Source organism: Citrobacter sp. UYEF32 (assembly GCF_040546205.1).
GTDB classification, from domain to species: Bacteria; Pseudomonadota; Gammaproteobacteria; order Enterobacterales; family Enterobacteriaceae; genus Phytobacter; species Phytobacter diazotrophicus.
Map to the genome: position 1 here is coordinate 125,021 of NZ_JBEPNI010000001.1, position 15,747 is coordinate 140,767.

Consider the following 15,747-nt stretch of genomic DNA (forward strand, 5'->3'; position numbering starts at 1 on the left):
GAGCGACTATGTTACAGTTTAGTGATTAGCTTGCTAACAGTTTTCTGTTGTATCAACGGATTTTGAGGCCTATACTCTTTTCCGGCTAGTTACAAATACGATAAATATTAAGTATTAACGGGAGCCGGAGCGCTCCCGTTTGTCCATGGAAGGCCTTTCTGGCAAGGGTCATCTCCCTTCCTCTGTTCTACGTCGGATATCAGCCTCACGGCGCAAACCGTGAGATTTCTCACATACCTCAAAAAGCGTCTACGCTCTTTTAAGGTTCTGATCACTTGCTGGTGGTGGAGAAGTTATGAGTTCATCGTGTATAGAAGAGGTTAGCGTACGGGATGATAACTGGTTCCGTATCGCAAACGAGTTGCTGAGCCGCGCCGGTATCCAGGTTAATGGACCGTCGGCATCTGATATTCAGGTTAAAAACCCTGATTTTTTTAAACGTGTTTTGCAGGAGGGGTCGCTCGGACTGGGGGAAAGTTATATGGACGGCTGGTGGGAATGTGACCGGCTGGATGTGTTTTTTACGAAAGTCTTGCGTGCCGGGTTGGAAAAACAGCTTCCGCACCATTTGAAAGATACCCTTCGTATCGCCGGGGCAAGATTATTTAATCTGCAATCCAAAAAACGCGCATGGATCGTCGGGAAAGAGCATTACGATCTGGGTAACGATCTTTTTACCCGCATGCTGGACCCGCAGATGCAATACTCTTGCGCCTACTGGAAAGATGCTGAGCGCCTTGAAGACGCGCAGATCGCCAAATTACGCCTGATTTGCGAAAAACTTCAGCTCAAGCCAGGGATGCGCGTGCTGGACATTGGCTGCGGTTGGGGCGGTCTGGCGCAATTTATGGCGCAAAACTACGCGGTCAGCGTCGTGGGTGTTACTATTTCTGCCGAGCAACAAAAACACGCGCAACAGCGTTGTCTGGGGCTGGATGTCGATATTCGCCTGCAGGATTATCGCGACCTGAACGATCAGTTCGACCGCATCGTCTCTGTCGGTATGTTCGAACATGTCGGTCCTAAAAATTACGACACCTACTTTACCGTCGTTGATCGTAACCTCAAACCGGATGGTCTTTTCCTGCTACATACCATCGGTTCACGGCGAACCGATCATAATGTGGATCCCTGGATTGACCGTTATATCTTCCCCAATGGCTGCCTTCCGTCAGTGCGGCAGATAGCGAATGCCAGTGAGTCCCATTTCGTGATGGAAGACTGGCATAATTTCGGCGCAGATTACGATAAAACATTAATGGCCTGGTATGAACGATTCCTCGCCAGTTGGCCAGAAATCGCCGATAACTATTCCGAACGGTTTAAACGCATGTTCAGTTACTACCTGAACGCCTGCGCAGGCGCTTTCCGTGCGCGGGATATTCAACTCTGGCAGGTGGTATTCAGCCGGGGTATTGAACACGGACTTCGCGTAGCACGCTAACAGCCCACCCCGCTTTTGCGGGGTTTTTTCTTTCTGTCAGACAGTGCAGCTTGTCAACCAACGCCTCTTTTCTGCTGGCATAAAAAAGGAGAATACTTTTCATATTCTCCCTTATTAGTTCACTCTTTTTCGCGGGATTATTCGTCGTTACTGACAACAGCAGCCGCTGCCTCTTTGGCCGCCAGAACGCGTTCAACCGTGTCGACAACCGCCTGCGTTTGCGGATCAATTTCGATGTTCACGCGATGACCCAATTTTTTACTGCCAAGCGTGGTGCGCTGCAACGTTTCCGGGATCAAATGCACGCAAAAACGGGTTGGCGTCACTTCGCCCACCGTCAGGCTGATGCCATCAATCCCGATAAAGCCTTTATAAAGGATATATTTCATCAGCGCCGGATCCTGTACCTTGAACCAGATCTGACGGTTATTTTCGGAGGTCAGGATTTTAACGATTTCCGCAGTAGTCATAATATGGCCCGACATTAAATGCCCGCCAATTTCATCGCTGAATTTTGCCGCGCGCTCAACGTTTACCGCATCGCCGACCGCCAACTCACCCAGATTAGTGATGCGCAGCGTCTCTTTCATCAAATCAAAACTGATATGGCTGCCATTAATCTCCGTGACCGTCAGGCAGCAACCGTTGTTTGCCACCGACGCCCCGGTTTCAAGCCCTTCCAGCATATGATCCGGTAGCTCGACGACGTGAGTTCGGAAATTGGGCTTATCATCGATGGACACCAGTTTTGCCGTGCCCTGTACAATACCAGTAAACATGCCTACCACTCCTGTATGTCATTTACGGCACCGCCGTTTTCTAAAACGCACAATAACAGGAGGAAAATCATGTTGCCAGCCTCGCGGGGCGGATGATGGCAAGGGAGGTATAAAACCACACGATAATCTCAATTCACCTTCTTACACAGCCAGATAGAGTGATAACCGCACTCCGGATCCTCAAACTGTACATCAACAAAGGTGAACCCGTGCTGTGTCAGGATCTTCCGGTACTCCTCAGGCGCAAGACTCGCGTGATACAGCGGCTCGCCGGCGAATGTCCCCATCGCTGTGCCATTCGACGTACCGCTGGTAAACATTAATGCGCTGCCCGGGTGGCTAAGTGCTGCAAAAAGGGGAAACATGGCGCGTTGATCGTTCTGTGTCAGATGAAAAAAGCTGTCCCAGGCTATCAGACCATCAAAGGTCTCATCCATCGCCAGATGGCGCATATCATGATGGATCCAGCGTTGCGTCGGGAAATCCGCCTGCGCCTGCGCAATCATCGCCGCTGAACCGTCCACGCCCGTGAGCGTAAAGCCGCTGCCAATAAAATACTCAGCAATGGGTTTTCCGTTTCCGCAGCCGATATCCAGAATATGCCCGCCCGGCCGGAGTAGCTGTAAAAATTTGTCGAGCCATTTTTTTTCAAATAGCTGACGAGAGCGCTGCCTGGCGAACTCCTCAGCATGCTTTTCGTAGAGCGAAAGTATTTGCTTCGCCGCGTCAGATTCCATGATGTTCAGCCTCTCTTTTTTAATGTCAGACACTAAGGTAAGGGAACTGACGTACAATGCTCACCTGCCAAAAACAGTGGGACTGATAACGTTCACTTATCGTTAACGTGGCAAAAATGTGCAACAAGCTGTAAGATTTGCCTGTAACTCTGATAATAGAATAAAGAAACAACCGCTTCGCGTTAACATCCCGGCACTGACGGGAGACGACGATACTTTTTCGGGCACGCGTTACCGTACCCCGACGCTTTTTTCGTGCTGGTTTTCCCCGGCGCCTTTCCTTTATTCACAACCGACCCGATGGGCATGATCGCCTGACTGGTTTACTCAAACTGAAAAGCAAGATGAACAAGGATTTGATCGCAATGCTTAATGCTATGCTGGATTTCTGACCATCCCCGCAGTGTCCCGGACCAGAAGACACATCTATATTTTTAATGAATTAAACATTCATCGCATATAACAACTATACCAAGGTGTTTTCAGTGCAGAAGTACTTTACAGAAGCGCGCCAGTTGCTCGCCCTGGCTATCCCGGTGATCCTCGCGCAGGTCGCCCAAACCGCAATGGGGTTCGTTGATACGGTTATGGCTGGCGGTTACAGCGCCACCGATATGGCTGCTGTCGCCATTGGCACCTCTATCTGGCTGCCCGCTATCCTTTTTGGTCATGGACTGTTGTTGGCACTGACCCCGACGGTGGCGCAACTTAACGGCTCCGGGCGTCGCGAGCGTATTGCGCATCAGGTACGTCAGGGCTTCTGGCTGGCCGCGACGGTATCGATTCTGATAATGATCGTGCTGTGGAATGCCGGTTATATTATTCACGCCATGCATGACATCGATCCGCAACTGGCGGATAAAGCCGTGGGCTATTTACGCGCCCTGCTGTGGGGAGCGCCGGGCTACCTGTTCTTTCAGGTTGCACGTAATCAGTGCGAGGGGCTGGCGAAAACCAAACCCGGCATGGTGATGGGTTTCCTCGGCCTGCTGGTGAACATTCCCATTAACTACATCTTTATTTATGGTCATTTCGGCATGCCGGAGCTGGGCGGTGTGGGTTGCGGCGTGGCAACGGCATCGGTCTACTGGGTGATGTTTGTCGCCATGCTCTCGTACGTTAAACGGGCGGGGTCCATGCGTGACATTCGCAATGAAACGCATTCTGGCAAACCGGATCTGGGCGTTCTGAAACGTCTGGTACAGCTTGGTCTGCCTATCGCGCTGGCGCTCTTTTTTGAAGTGACCCTGTTTGCCGTTGTGGCCCTGCTGGTATCGCCGCTGGGCATTGTGGATGTCGCAGGTCATCAGATCGCCCTGAATTTTAGTTCGCTGATGTTCGTGTTGCCGATGTCGCTTGCCGCCGCCGTTACAATCCGTGTCGGCTTCCGCCTGGGGCAAGGGTCTACGCTTGACGCGCAAACAGCCGCACATACCGGTCTTGGCGTGGGAGTGTGCATGGCGGTACTGACCGCTATCTTTACCGTTGCGCTGCGTGAACATATTGCGCTGCTTTATAACGACAATCCTGAGGTCGTCACGCTGGCCTCGCAATTAATGCTGCTGGCCGGTTTGTACCAGATTTCCGATTCGATTCAGGTTATCGGCAGCGGGATTCTGCGTGGTTATAAAGATACACGTTCTATCTTCTTTATTACCTTTACCGCCTACTGGGTACTGGGTTTACCGGCAGGTTATATACTGGCGTTAACCGACCTGGTGGTTGATCGGATGGGCCCGGCTGGATTCTGGATGGGCTTTATCATTGGGCTGACGTCGGCAGCTATTCTGATGATGCTCAGAATGCGTTTCCTCCAGCGCCAGCCGTCGTCCATCATTTTACAGCGCGCCGCGCGTTAATATCGGCGTAGCCGTCATCGGGCGGTTACGTTTCCTTGCCAGGCGACCGGCTTTCAATGCGCGAAGATATGCAAAACATCCTGGTGAAACGAGAGAAATTCAGCAAAAGGAGTGCCTGATGGCTGGCATTGTTGCGTTAGTTTACTTTGTTGTAGGTTTCGTGGCTTTCACGCGAAAAATCAAGCTCTTTACCATTGCCTCCACTCTGCTTCTGTTTGTCGCCCTGAAGATGATTGCCGTCAGCCAGCCACTCACACTCGTCTTCATCGCGCTACTGGTCAGCGCATTTGTGGTGTTGCTCGTCATGAAAAGCGAACGTGACAATAAAAGCGTCTTTTATTTCTCGCTTCCCTGCTGGCTGCTGATTGGCGCGGTGCTGATTCATCTGTTTTATCTCACCTGATTTTTTGTCACACAATTGTCTTGCGACAGCCCCCGGCCGTCGCATGCTTTTGTGCAGCATGCGGATCATTCTCAGGCTATATATCTCCCGCAGATTCCTGAATGCGTTAACCCTCCCCTTGAAGTCAGTTGAGTATACGAAGGCACCGTTATGTCGACCCTTTTCTTGTTACGATTGAACTTGCATCAGAGCACCTTTCCCGGCTTGCGGCCGCGTGCTTTGAAATACACTATGCCCCCACAGCGTCGGATCGCGTGAAGGTTGTAGAACACGACGGCGAGCGCATCCGCACCGTCCTCACCAACGGTTCGACCGGCCTCAATGCCTCACAGCACTCCCGAAACTCGACATCATCTGCGCGCTGGGTGCCGGGTATGAAAATATCGATGTATCGGCTGCAAAAGCGCGAAATATCACCATCACCCATGGACCGGGGACCAATGATACCTCCGTCGCCGATCATGCGATGGCACTGCTGATGGCAATCGCGCGGGGTATTCAAGTTAGTGTTAGATAACCTGCAGGACTATTTTACAGGTCAACCGGTGCTTACCCCTGTCCGTTAAGCGAAGGTTATGGCGCATTGCGGTTTTTTGCGCCATAAAATGCAGGCCAGAGGGAAGACGCAAAATCACGTACTGTGCGGATAATCGTCAAAGCAATGCTTCGGAAATGCATTCTGCTCAATCATTATCCTTTAACATCAGTGAAATATGCCGTTCATGTATAAAAGTTCCGCAGTCGGGCGCATTCCGGTAGAAAATAGCGATTTTCTTCTTGCCACATTACAAGGCTGCCGCTAATATTCGTCCCCGTTGTCAGGCACAACAATGCGTTCATAGCTCAGTTGGTTAGAGCACCACCTTGACATGGTGGGGGTCGTTGGTTCGAGTCCAATTGAACGCACCATCTCTTTAGTGCGTCCGTAGCTCAGTTGGTTAGAGCACCACCTTGACATGGTGGGGGTCGGTGGTTCGAGTCCACTCGGACGCACCATTCAAGCGTTTCTTCTGTTTTTTCTTCTCTCTTATTTATCAGCCTTCAAAAAAGGCCCCGGCGTTGACCGAAGCCTTTAGTATGACCTTATTCCACCAGCGTCTGCATATCGATCACGAAGCGGTATTTCACATCGCTTTTCAGCAAACGTTCAAAGGCATCGTTGATCTGGTCCATGCGAATCACCTCTGAATCCGCCGTGATATTGTGCTTACCGCAGAAATCGAGCATCTCCTGCGTTTCGGCAATACCGCCGATACACGAACCGGATACAGAACGACGCCCCAGAATCATCGGTAATGTACTGACCGCCGGTTCAATATCGCCTAACAGACCAACGAACACCAGTGTGCCGTCCAGCGTCAGTGTTGGCATATACGGATTGATATCATGAGCATAAGGTACGGTGTCGATAATCAGCTCAAACTGCCCTTTCACGGCGTCCATCTGTTGCGGATCGGTCGAGAGCACCACGTGTTGCGCACCCAGTTGCCGCGCATCCGCCTCTTTACCCGGTGAGCGGGTGAACAACGTGACTTCCGCCCCCATCGCATGCGCCAGTTTCAGCGCCATATGCCCTAACCCGCCCAGACCAATGACGGCGACCTTGCTGCCAGCTTTTACGCCCCAACGACGCAGCGGCGACCAGGTGGTAATGCCCGCGCAAAGTAACGGCGCAACGGCTTGTACATCAAGGTTTTCCGGGATGCGCAACACGAAATCTTCACTACAGATAATAGAGCGCGAATAACCGCCGTAGGTCGGCATGTGGTCATGGCGGTCAATGCCGTTGTACGTCTGAATGTTGCCCTCTTCGCAATATTGTTCAAGCCCCTGCTTACAGGAGGAACACTCACGGCAGGAATCCACCATGCAACCGATCCCCACTAAATCTCCGGCCTTAAATTTACTCACGCCCGGACCTACACGGGTGACGCGGCCGACGATCTCATGCCCCGGCACCAGCGGGTACTGGCTAAACCCCCAGTCGTTGCGCGCCTGGTGTAAGTCTGAGTGGCACACGCCGCAATACAGAATATCGATAACCACATCATCCGCTCTGGGATCCCTACGCTCAAAATAGTGCGGAGCAAGGGGAGCCTTACTCGATTGTGCGGCATAGCCAAGTACTTTTATCGTCATCTTTATCACTCCGGGTTCTGACATAATTGACTAGGATTCGTCCTGAGACGGTACATACGTCCACGACGTCTGGTGTTTGAGTATCCATTGTCTGTATGTCCTGCGCTTTGCACTTTCTGTCATCCGGTAACGGTGAGACCGTAAGAACCGACACGCTCGATCATGTTCACTTTATTTCGAGCAACTTCTTGATTCTATTAATTGCGCAACAAACTCATCAGAATCATTTGAAGAAAAATCAATAAAAATGCACAATCGAGCAATAACGAGCATGGAAGACTGACGCTAATTTCGTTGATGAGGACTCAATCATGAACCACGCTGTACCCGACATCGCTTTTTTGCATGAACTTGCTGATGCGGCAGACAAACAGACATTGCCGCGTTTTCGCTCGCAGTTAAATCTGCATGTAGACACAAAACCGAAAGAGGGTTATCGCTTTGATCCTGTGACCGATGCGGACCGCGAAGCTGAACGCGCCATTCGCGCCATCATTGACGCCCGCTATCCTGACCATTCAATTATGGGCGAAGAATTCGGGATCACCGGAAGCGGGCCGTTGCAGTGGGTGCTGGATCCCGTTGACGGTACCCGGCCGTTCCTGTGTGGTATTCCGGTATGGGGAACGCTCATTGGCCTGACCGTCGAAGGCCGTGGGCATCTGGGCATGATGAGCCAACCGTTTACCGGTGAACGTTTTTGGGCAGATGGCAGGCAATCCTGGCGCAGTGGCCCACAGGGAACCGCTCCACTGAACACCCGAAAAGGACTCTCTGTGGACCAGGCGATTTTGCACATCACCTCGCCTGAACCGGTTTCCCGTTTCCCGGAGGTTAATTTTGCTGCGCTGGATGACGCCGCGCTCATGACACGTTACGGCGGGGAGTGCTATGCCATGGCGATGCTGGCTGCCGGACAGATTGATCTCTGTCTGGAATATTCCCTGCAACCCTATGATATTGTGGCGTTAATCCCCATCATTGAGCAGGCAGGCGGCGTTGTAACCACTTTAAGCGGTGGTCGTCCTGAGGCGGGCGGGCATGTTCTGGCGGCGGGTTGCCCCGAGGTTCATGCTCACGCGCTGAAACTGCTTCATAGCTAAATCGGTTAAGCTGTGGCCATCGTATGCCGAACGCCTGAGTATTTGTTTCAAATTTGTTAGCATAAATCGATAGTTGCTTTATCCGTATCCCTTACTGAACCTTTGCCTTTTTGTGGGCAAAGGTTTTAGTTTCACGTCAACAAGGCAAATTCAATTTTGTGATAACTTAACACGTTGATAACACTTCGTTGTGAAACTGCCCAGATGATTTTTGAAACAGCGTTTTCATTTTCCTTTTGCCCGATTTTCATCGTATAATGGCATTCTATTCACTCTTGAATGGTTTCAGCTCATTGAACTGTAAAACTCAACCATTACATTATGACTTTCCCGGCTGGGCTGAAACACAGGCACACATTACTCTGCACGCTTTTTTGATGTCACCTATCCTTAGGCTGTGGCATCGCAACTTTCGTAACACAGGTTTGACTCCGAAGCTTCGCACTAACCGGAGCGTGATTTCCATATCCTTCTCAACTTAAAGACTAAGACTGTCATGAAAAAGACCAAAATTGTTTGCACCATCGGTCCGAAAACCGAATCCGAAGAGATGTTAGCAAAAATGCTGGACGCAGGAATGAACGTAATGCGTCTGAACTTCTCTCACGGTGACTATGCTGAGCACGGCCAGCGCATCCAGAACTTGCGCAACGTAATGAGCAAAACCGGTAAAAAAGCGGCGATTCTGCTGGACACTAAAGGTCCGGAAATCCGCACAATCAAACTCGAAGGCGGTAATGATGTTTCGCTGAAAGCGGGCCAGACTTTCACCTTCACCACCGACAAAACGGTTATCGGCAACACGGAAACCGTTGCAGTAACCTACGAAGGTTTCACCAGCGATCTGCAGGTTGGTAACACGGTACTGGTTGACGACGGCCTGATCGGCATGGAAGTCACCGCCATCGAAGGCAACAAAGTCATCTGTAAAGTACTGAACAACGGTGACCTGGGCGAAAACAAAGGCGTTAACCTGCCAGGCGTATCCATCGCTCTGCCAGCGCTGGCTGAAAAAGATAAACAAGACCTGATCTTCGGTTGCGAACAAGGCGTTGACTTTGTTGCTGCCTCTTTCATCCGTAAGCGTTCTGATGTGGAAGAAATTCGTCAGCACCTGAAAGCGCACGGCGGCGAGAATATCCAGATCATCTCCAAAATCGAAAACCAGGAAGGTCTGAATAACTTCGACGAAATCCTCGAAGCCTCTGACGGTATCATGGTTGCGCGTGGTGACCTGGGCGTAGAAATTCCGGTTGAAGAAGTGATCTTCGCGCAGAAGATGATGATCGAGAAATGTATCCGCGCGCGTAAAGTGGTTATCACCGCGACCCAGATGCTGGACTCTATGATCAAGAACCCGCGTCCGACCCGTGCGGAAGCAGGTGACGTGGCGAACGCCATCCTCGACGGCACCGACGCAGTCATGCTGTCTGGTGAATCCGCAAAAGGTAAGTACCCGCTGGAAGCAGTGACCATCATGGCGACCATCTGCGAACGTACCGATCGCGTCATGACCAGCCGTCTGGATTTCAACAACGACAGCCGCAAACTGCGTATCACCGAAGCGGTGTGCCGTGGTGCGGTTGAAACGGCTGAAAAACTGGATGCCCCGCTGATCGTGGTTGCAACCCAGGGCGGTAAATCTGCACGTGCAGTACGTAAATACTTCCCGGATGCCACCATCCTGGCGCTGACCACTAACGAAACCACCGCTCGTCAGCTGGTACTGAGCAAAGGCGTTGTCGCGCAACTGGTTGAAGAAATCGCCTCTACGGATGATTTCTACCGCCTGGGCAAAGAGCTGGCCGTACAGAGCGGTCTGGCGCAGAAAGGCGATGTTGTGGTCATGGTTTCCGGCGCACTGGTCTCCAGCGGCACCACCAACACGGCATCTGTACACGTCCTGTAATAATACCCGGACGAATATTCGTGTTTAAAAAAGCGCCTTCGGGCGCTTTTTTTATATATCAGAAGTCACCCCGAATAAAAAAGCAAATCGGATTTCACTATTTAAACTGCTTATTATCTAAGATGAATCCGATGGAAGCTTGCTGTTTTATCACACTTTTTTTAACGTTTTATACAAAGTCGGTGTTTCTTTGAGCGAACGATCAAATTTAAGTGGATTCCCATCAAAAAAATATTCTCAACATAAAAAACTTTGTGTAATACTTGTAACGCTACATGGAGATTAACTCAATCTAGAGGGTATTTATAATGAATCGTACTAAACTGGTACTGGGCGCGGTAATCCTGGGTTCTACTCTGCTGGCTGGTTGCTCCAGCAACGCTAAAATCGATCAGCTGTCTTCTGACGTTCAGACTCTGAACGCTAAAGTTGACCAGCTGAGCAACGACGTGAACGCAATCCGTTCCGACGTTCAGGCTGCTAAAGACGACGCAGCTCGCGCTAACCAGCGTCTGGATAACCAGGCTCATTCTTACCGTAAGTAAGAGTACCTGTGATGAAATGGCGCACATTGTGCGCCATTTTTTTGTCTGCGATTTTCCCTTCCCTGTTTTTACTGCGTCACGGTCTTCCCGCTCTCTTCCGTATTCACATCTGCACTGGCATCACGATTCTGTGCCGATACAACGCTTTCCGTTGTTACCTTGCCGCTTTTGTTCGCAGGAATGGCCACGGGATAACCCGCACGTCGGTATAACGCTTTGTCTATCAGCGCCCTGTCACCACCACCCTGCTCTATGGTGCTCGCCAGGCCTGCCGGGAACGAGATAGGCAGCGTCTGTGTATTCTCCCCGACGTTCTGCGACAGAGGTCGATGTACCTCTATATAGTGGCGTCCATCGGGTTCTACGGCGTATTTGACCGGCTCGTTAAGGATGGTGACCCGCGTACCGGTATTCACCTGTGAGAACAGAGACTGAATATCCGCAGCGTTCATCCGCATGCACCCTGAACTGACACGCAGCCCTACGCTGTCAGGCGCGCTGGTACCATGGATGAGGTATTCGCCGTTGCCTATCCCCAGACGCAGCGCATAGCGCCCCAGCGGGTTATTTGGCCCGGCGGGTACCACAGCGGGCAATTCAATGCCTTGCGCCAGCGAACGCGCGCGGATGCCTGCGGTAGGCGTCCAGGTCGGGTTGGGGATCTTCTGGCTGATACGGGTGGTTGTGACCGGCGTTTCAAGCCCCTGCTGACCAATCCCCAGCGGGAAGACCTGAACGATATCTTTGCCGGGTGGATAATAATACAACCGCAATTCAGCAAGGTTAACAACGATCCCGTCCCGTGGCGTATCCGGTAGCAGCATTTGCGACGGAATGGTGACGACCGTACCCGCTCTGGGTACCGGTGCGATAGTGTTATTGGCTTCGATAATCAGCATTGCCGCCGTATCAAAGTGCCGGGCGATGGCCTGCAGATTTTTATCGCTCTCCTGAACGGTATAAGTCTGGTTTTGACCGATAAGACGACTTCCGGCCGGTGGGAGCGGATAATCCACAGCCCAGGCCATCTGAATAGCGCTAAAAGCGCCAATAAGAGACAATGTTATAGTAGACGCGCGTTTCATGCTGGATGTCCTGTATCACGGCAGAGGCCGAAAGCTGAATAACCAACGAGGCGCGGATGCACCTCGCGTAACAGGATGAAAGCTGTCTATTTAGTTTAGCTAATGTTGGCGGCTTTGGAGCGAATTGCGCGAATCATCGCTTCCAGCCCCTGAGAACGGGACGGGGTAAGGTGTTGAGTCAAAGACATCTTTTCAAACCACGGGCGCACATCGAACGCCAGGATGTCCTGCGCGGTCATCTGCTGGTAAAGAATGAACACAATGGCAATAAGCCCTTTGACGATGGCTGCATCGCTATCGCCCGCCAGCTCAATCATGCCTTCGTCATTACGGTGCATGATAATCCAGACCTGGCTCTGGCAACCCTGAATAATGTTTTCCGGATTGTGCGCCTCGTCGCTGAGCGCAGGCAACCGCTGCCCCAGCTCAATGATGTACAGATACTTCTCTTCCCAGTTGGCACAGCGCCCAAAATTGCGCAGTAGTTTGTCTCTGTCGGGTAAAACGGCCATGTATGCCTCTCTGTTAGCCCAGCAACTGATGAATACGTTTCAGGCCAGCCACCAGACGATCCACCTCTTCTTGCGTGTTATACATCACCAGTGACGCACGACACATTGCCGGAACATTATAAAAAGCCATCAGCGGCATGGCGCAATGATGCCCTGTTCGCACGGCCACACCATAATTATCAAGGAAGCTCCCCACATCATAGGCATGATGTTTGCCGAGGTTAAAGGCAATGACCCCCAGACGATCCTGCGGGCCATAGAGCGTTAAATCGGGCACATCCGCCAGCGCATTCAGGGCATAGCGCATCAGCGTCTGCTCATATTGAGCAATCGCATCCAGCCCAAGACCGCTGACATAATCGATTGCGGCACCCAGACCAATAATACCCCCGGTATTGGGTGTACCCGCTTCGAAACGCCACGGCGCTTTGGCATAGGTTGTCCCTTCGGTCAGACTCACGGTGGCAATCATAGAGCCGCCACCTTCCCACGGCGGCATGGCCTGTAAGATGTCCTCTTTGGCATACAGCACGCCAATCCCCGTCGGGCCGTAGAGCTTATGGCCTGAGAAAACGTAGAAATCGCAATCCAGCGCCTGCACATCGACCGTGTGATGCATGATGGCCTGCGCGCCATCAATCAGCACCTTCGCGCCATGTTGATGGGCCAGCGCTATCATTTCCGCTACCGGATTTTCAGTTCCCAGCACATTGGAGACCTGTGTGACCGCCAACAGCCGCGTACGCGCATCAAACAAGCCAGGCAGCGCCTCACGTTGTAATGTTCCGTCGATATTGAGCGGTATGACGCGCAGCTCAGCACCGACGCGCTCACACAGCATCTGCCACGGCACGATATTCGCGTGATGCTCCATGGCGCTGATGATGATATTGTCGCCCGCCCGCACCTGACTGTTGCCCCAACTGTTGGCTACCAGATTGATGCCTTCGGTGGTGCCACGCACGAAAACCAACTCTTCTGGTAACCGGGCGTTCAGGAAACCGGCGACTTGCGTGCGAACCTGTTCCATGCGCTGCGTGGCTTCAGCGCTCAGGGTATGGATCCCTCTGTGCACCGCCGCATAGCCGTGGCGAAAAAACTCGGCTTCGGCATCAATAACCTGATTCGGTTTTTGCGCGCTGGCTGCACTGTCCAGATACGCCAGCGGCACCCCGTTAACTTCACGCGTCAGGACCGGGAAATCGGCGCGTACGCTGTGAACGGAAAAACTCATGCTAAGCCTCCCGCAAGGCGTTGGCCAATGCGCGCCAGCACCTGCTGCCTGAGCGCTTCGTCGCTGATCGCTTCGGTGAGCTCAGCGGCGAAGGCGTAAATGATCATCTTCTGTGCCGCCTGCTGGTCAATGCCACGCGAGCGCAGATAAAACATCTGTTCATCGTCAATACGACCGACCGTTGCACCGTGGCTACATTTCACGTCATCAGCATAGATTTCCAGCTGCGGTTTGGTATCCACTTCCGCCAGTCGTCCCAGCAACAGGTTGTTGTTGGTCATCTGTCCATCAGTTTTGATGGCGTGTTGCGCAACATTGATCAGCCCGTTGAACACCGCGCGACCTTTGTCGCTGACAATGGTTTTGTGCAACTGGCGACTGTTGCAATAACCTTTATTGTGCTCAAGCCAGGTGCGGGTATCACACACTTCTGATTTCACCGGCATCGCCAGGCTGTTCATACGCAGCGTGGTATTTTCACCGTTGAGTTGAGTACTGGTATTGTGGCGTAACACCGCGCCGCCCAGCAGGAAGCTATGACTGTGCGCCGCTGCATCCGCGCCAAGACGCATGTCGTTATGCGCAAAGTGGTAGCTTTCCGGGTTTTCAAAAGCCAGTTTGACATGATGCAGTTGGGCGTTCGCCGCCACGTCCATGGTCAGCCGCGCGCCGGTGAAATGGCGATGCGTATTCAGACTGACATAATGTTCGTAGACCGTCGCTTCGGCCCCTTCGGCCAGTGAGATATGGTGGCGGTAATGAGCCGTATTCATCTCAGCCCCGCCCAGCCCCTGGGTGATATGCATCAGCAGAAGCGGCCTGGTCGCCCGCTGATTACGACCAACGCTAATATGAGTGATGCTTTGCGCCAGGCTTTCTGTTAAGTGTAAAAACACCTCCGGCTGCACCGGGGCCTGCAAAGTCTGACGGTCATCGTTAATGGTCACGGTGAAGCCAGAACCGGCTATATCATCACTGAGCGTCGCGTTGTAATACCCATCCACAAACACCAGGCGTAGGGCATCAACCGGCAATGCGAGTGCATCACACTCTTGTGCGCTCAACGCACCCGCCGTGGTGACAAACTGGCTATTTAGTAAACCGTCGAGCGGTGTGTATTTCCAGTTTTCGTGTTTGCGCGTCGGCAGCCCTAAACGCAGCATTTGTTGCAGATGCTGTTGCGCCTGCTCTGAGCGCGCCCCACCCTGTTGCTCAAACAGATGATGCCACTGTTGCAGCGCGTTACTGCTGTTCTGTAAGCCAGCCATAACCTTGCTCCTCCAGTTGCTTAACCAGTGTGAAATCACCGGATTTCACAATGCGCCCCTGATACAGCACGTGGACATAGTCCGGCTTGATGTAATCCAGGATCCGCTGATAGTGCGTCACAATAATGAAAGAGCGCTTATCATCACGCAGCGCGTTAACGCCATCGGCAACGATTTTTAGCGCGTCAATATCAAGCCCGGAGTCGGTTTCATCGAGGATGCACAAATCAGGCTCCAGCACCGCCATCTGCAGGATATCGTTACGCTTCTTCTCGCCACCGGAGAAACCAACGTTAACCGAGCGCGTCAGCAGGTCTTCCGGCATTTTGAGCAACTTGATTTTGTCTTCCATCAGGTCCTGAAAATCAAAGCGGTCCAGCTCGTCCTGCTCACGGTATTTGCGCACGGCGTTAAGCGCCGTTTGCAGGAAGAACTGATTACTGACGCCAGGAATTTCTACCGGATACTGGAAAGCCATAAACACCCCTTCTCCGGCGCGATCTTCCGGGGAGAGTTCGAGCAAATCCTTACCTTTGTACTCGACGCTGCCGCCGGTAACTTCATAATCTTCACGTCCTGCCAGCGTTGCGGATAGCGTACTTTTGCCGGAACCGTTGGGTCCCATAATCGCGTGCACTTCCCCCGGACGCACATCCAGGCTCAGGCCACGCAGAATCTCTTTATCTTCAACGCTTACCTGCAGGTCTTTAATACTTAACATGTGTATTCC

At 52.2% G+C, this 15,747-nt stretch carries 16 protein-coding genes and 2 tRNA genes; 10 read left to right on the forward strand and 8 right to left on the reverse strand.

Annotated features, from left to right (window positions below; translation table 11 throughout):
• The first annotated feature begins 295 nt into the window (after positions 1-295).
• Positions 296-1,444, forward strand: a complete 1,149-nt coding sequence (cfa, locus tag ABIB59_RS00620; RefSeq protein ID WP_354033639.1) for a cyclopropane fatty acyl phospholipid synthase — start codon at positions 296-298, stop codon at positions 1,442-1,444.
• A gap of 137 nt (positions 1,445-1,581) precedes the next feature.
• Here the strand turns inward: cfa and ABIB59_RS00625 are convergent, their stop codons facing one another.
• Positions 1,582-2,223, reverse strand: a complete 642-nt coding sequence (locus ABIB59_RS00625) for a riboflavin synthase (protein WP_041851569.1) — start codon at positions 2,221-2,223, stop codon at positions 1,582-1,584.
• Between the two features lie 128 nt (positions 2,224-2,351).
• Positions 2,352-2,960, reverse strand: coding sequence for a class I SAM-dependent DNA methyltransferase (locus ABIB59_RS00630; protein ID WP_354033642.1), 609 nt, complete (start codon positions 2,958-2,960; stop codon positions 2,352-2,354).
• A gap of 485 nt (positions 2,961-3,445) precedes the next feature.
• Between ABIB59_RS00630 and mdtK the strand changes: the two genes are divergently transcribed.
• From mdtK to ABIB59_RS00655, 5 genes are all read left to right on the forward strand, one after another.
• Positions 3,446-4,819 carry an MdtK family multidrug efflux MATE transporter gene (mdtK, locus tag ABIB59_RS00635; RefSeq protein WP_317077339.1) on the forward strand — a complete coding sequence of 458 codons (1,374 nt, stop codon included), beginning with the start codon at positions 3,446-3,448 and terminating at the stop codon, positions 4,817-4,819.
• Positions 4,820-4,937: 118 nt separating this feature from the next.
• Positions 4,938-5,222, forward strand: a complete 285-nt coding sequence (locus ABIB59_RS00640) for a hypothetical protein (RefSeq protein WP_079498100.1) — start codon at positions 4,938-4,940, stop codon at positions 5,220-5,222.
• Positions 5,223-5,583: 361 nt separating this feature from the next.
• Complete coding sequence (locus ABIB59_RS00645) at positions 5,584-5,739, forward strand: hypothetical protein (RefSeq protein WP_354034133.1); 156 nt, start codon at positions 5,584-5,586, stop codon at positions 5,737-5,739.
• Positions 5,740-6,054: 315 nt separating this feature from the next.
• A tRNA-Val gene (locus ABIB59_RS00650) sits at positions 6,055-6,131 on the forward strand.
• Between the two features lie 10 nt (positions 6,132-6,141).
• Positions 6,142-6,218, forward strand: a tRNA-Val gene (locus ABIB59_RS00655).
• Between the two features lie 87 nt (positions 6,219-6,305).
• Here the strand turns inward: ABIB59_RS00655 and ABIB59_RS00660 are convergent.
• Positions 6,306-7,361, reverse strand: a complete 1,056-nt coding sequence (locus ABIB59_RS00660) for an NAD(P)-dependent alcohol dehydrogenase (RefSeq protein ID WP_041851573.1) — start codon at positions 7,359-7,361, stop codon at positions 6,306-6,308.
• 311 nt (positions 7,362-7,672) lie between these two features.
• Here ABIB59_RS00660 and ABIB59_RS00665 point away from each other — a divergent pair, with 311 nt between their 5' ends.
• The 4 genes from ABIB59_RS00665 (at position 7,673) to ABIB59_RS00675 (ending at position 10,918) form a co-directional block, all read left to right on the forward strand.
• Positions 7,673-8,464 (forward strand): inositol monophosphatase family protein, encoded by a 792-nt coding sequence (locus tag ABIB59_RS00665; RefSeq protein ID WP_041851574.1) that lies wholly within the window; start codon positions 7,673-7,675, stop codon positions 8,462-8,464.
• A gap of 257 nt (positions 8,465-8,721) precedes the next feature.
• Complete coding sequence (ynhH, locus tag ABIB59_RS26325; RefSeq protein WP_418904026.1) at positions 8,722-8,946, forward strand: protein YnhH; 225 nt, start codon at positions 8,722-8,724, stop codon at positions 8,944-8,946.
• Positions 8,947-8,960: 14 nt separating this feature from the next.
• Complete coding sequence (pykF, locus tag ABIB59_RS00670; protein WP_041851575.1) at positions 8,961-10,373, forward strand: pyruvate kinase PykF; 1,413 nt, start codon at positions 8,961-8,963, stop codon at positions 10,371-10,373.
• Positions 10,374-10,681: 308 nt separating this feature from the next.
• Positions 10,682-10,918 (forward strand): major outer membrane lipoprotein, encoded by a 237-nt coding sequence (locus tag ABIB59_RS00675; RefSeq protein WP_007374746.1) that lies wholly within the window; start codon positions 10,682-10,684, stop codon positions 10,916-10,918.
• Positions 10,919-10,986: 68 nt separating this feature from the next.
• Here ABIB59_RS00675 and ldtE read toward each other — a convergent pair whose 3' ends face one another.
• The 5 genes from ldtE to sufC form a co-directional block, all read right to left on the reverse strand.
• Positions 10,987-12,003 (reverse strand): L,D-transpeptidase LdtE, encoded by a 1,017-nt coding sequence (ldtE, locus tag ABIB59_RS00680; RefSeq protein WP_041851576.1) that lies wholly within the window; start codon positions 12,001-12,003, stop codon positions 10,987-10,989.
• Between the two features lie 95 nt (positions 12,004-12,098).
• Positions 12,099-12,515, reverse strand: coding sequence for a cysteine desulfuration protein SufE (sufE, locus tag ABIB59_RS00685; protein WP_041851577.1), 417 nt, complete (start codon positions 12,513-12,515; stop codon positions 12,099-12,101).
• A 13-nt stretch (positions 12,516-12,528) separates the two neighbouring features.
• Positions 12,529-13,749: a cysteine desulfurase SufS gene (gene sufS / locus ABIB59_RS00690; RefSeq protein WP_107223167.1), complete on the reverse strand. Its 1,221-nt coding sequence runs from the start codon at positions 13,747-13,749 to the stop codon at positions 12,529-12,531.
• Positions 13,746-15,017: a Fe-S cluster assembly protein SufD gene (gene sufD, locus ABIB59_RS00695; protein WP_110295474.1), complete on the reverse strand. Its 1,272-nt coding sequence runs from the start codon at positions 15,015-15,017 to the stop codon at positions 13,746-13,748. The genes sufS and sufD overlap by 4 nt, the downstream gene beginning before the upstream one ends.
• Positions 14,992-15,738: a Fe-S cluster assembly ATPase SufC gene (gene sufC, locus ABIB59_RS00700; protein WP_041851580.1), complete on the reverse strand. Its 747-nt coding sequence runs from the start codon at positions 15,736-15,738 to the stop codon at positions 14,992-14,994. The genes sufD and sufC overlap by 26 nt, the downstream gene beginning before the upstream one ends.
• Positions 15,739-15,747 lie beyond the last annotated feature (9 nt).

Bases quoted from the DNA above. Each gene is read 5' to 3' on its own strand.
- cfa (WP_354033639.1), top strand. From the start codon at position 296: ATGAGTTCATCGTGTATAGAAGAGGTTAGCGTACGGGATGATAACTGG.
- ABIB59_RS00625 (WP_041851569.1), bottom strand. From the start codon at position 2,223: ATGTTTACTGGTATTGTACAGGGCACGGCAAAACTGGTGTCCATCGAT.
- ABIB59_RS00630 (WP_354033642.1), bottom strand. From the start codon at position 2,960: ATGGAATCTGACGCGGCGAAGCAAATACTTTCGCTCTACGAAAAGCAT.
- ABIB59_RS00640 (WP_079498100.1), top strand. From the start codon at position 4,938: ATGGCTGGCATTGTTGCGTTAGTTTACTTTGTTGTAGGTTTCGTGGCT.
- ABIB59_RS00660 (WP_041851573.1), bottom strand. From the start codon at position 7,361: ATGACGATAAAAGTACTTGGCTATGCCGCACAATCGAGTAAGGCTCCC.
- ABIB59_RS00665 (WP_041851574.1), top strand. From the start codon at position 7,673: ATGAACCACGCTGTACCCGACATCGCTTTTTTGCATGAACTTGCTGAT.
- ynhH (WP_418904026.1), top strand. From the start codon at position 8,722: ATGGCATTCTATTCACTCTTGAATGGTTTCAGCTCATTGAACTGTAAA.
- pykF (WP_041851575.1), top strand. From the start codon at position 8,961: ATGAAAAAGACCAAAATTGTTTGCACCATCGGTCCGAAAACCGAATCC.
- ABIB59_RS00675 (WP_007374746.1), top strand. From the start codon at position 10,682: ATGAATCGTACTAAACTGGTACTGGGCGCGGTAATCCTGGGTTCTACT.
- ldtE (WP_041851576.1), bottom strand. From the start codon at position 12,003: ATGAAACGCGCGTCTACTATAACATTGTCTCTTATTGGCGCTTTTAGC.
- sufE (WP_041851577.1), bottom strand. From the start codon at position 12,515: ATGGCCGTTTTACCCGACAGAGACAAACTACTGCGCAATTTTGGGCGC.
- sufS (WP_107223167.1), bottom strand. From the start codon at position 13,749: ATGAGTTTTTCCGTTCACAGCGTACGCGCCGATTTCCCGGTCCTGACG.
- sufD (WP_110295474.1), bottom strand. From the start codon at position 15,017: ATGGCTGGCTTACAGAACAGCAGTAACGCGCTGCAACAGTGGCATCAT.
- sufC (WP_041851580.1), bottom strand. From the start codon at position 15,738: ATGTTAAGTATTAAAGACCTGCAGGTAAGCGTTGAAGATAAAGAGATT.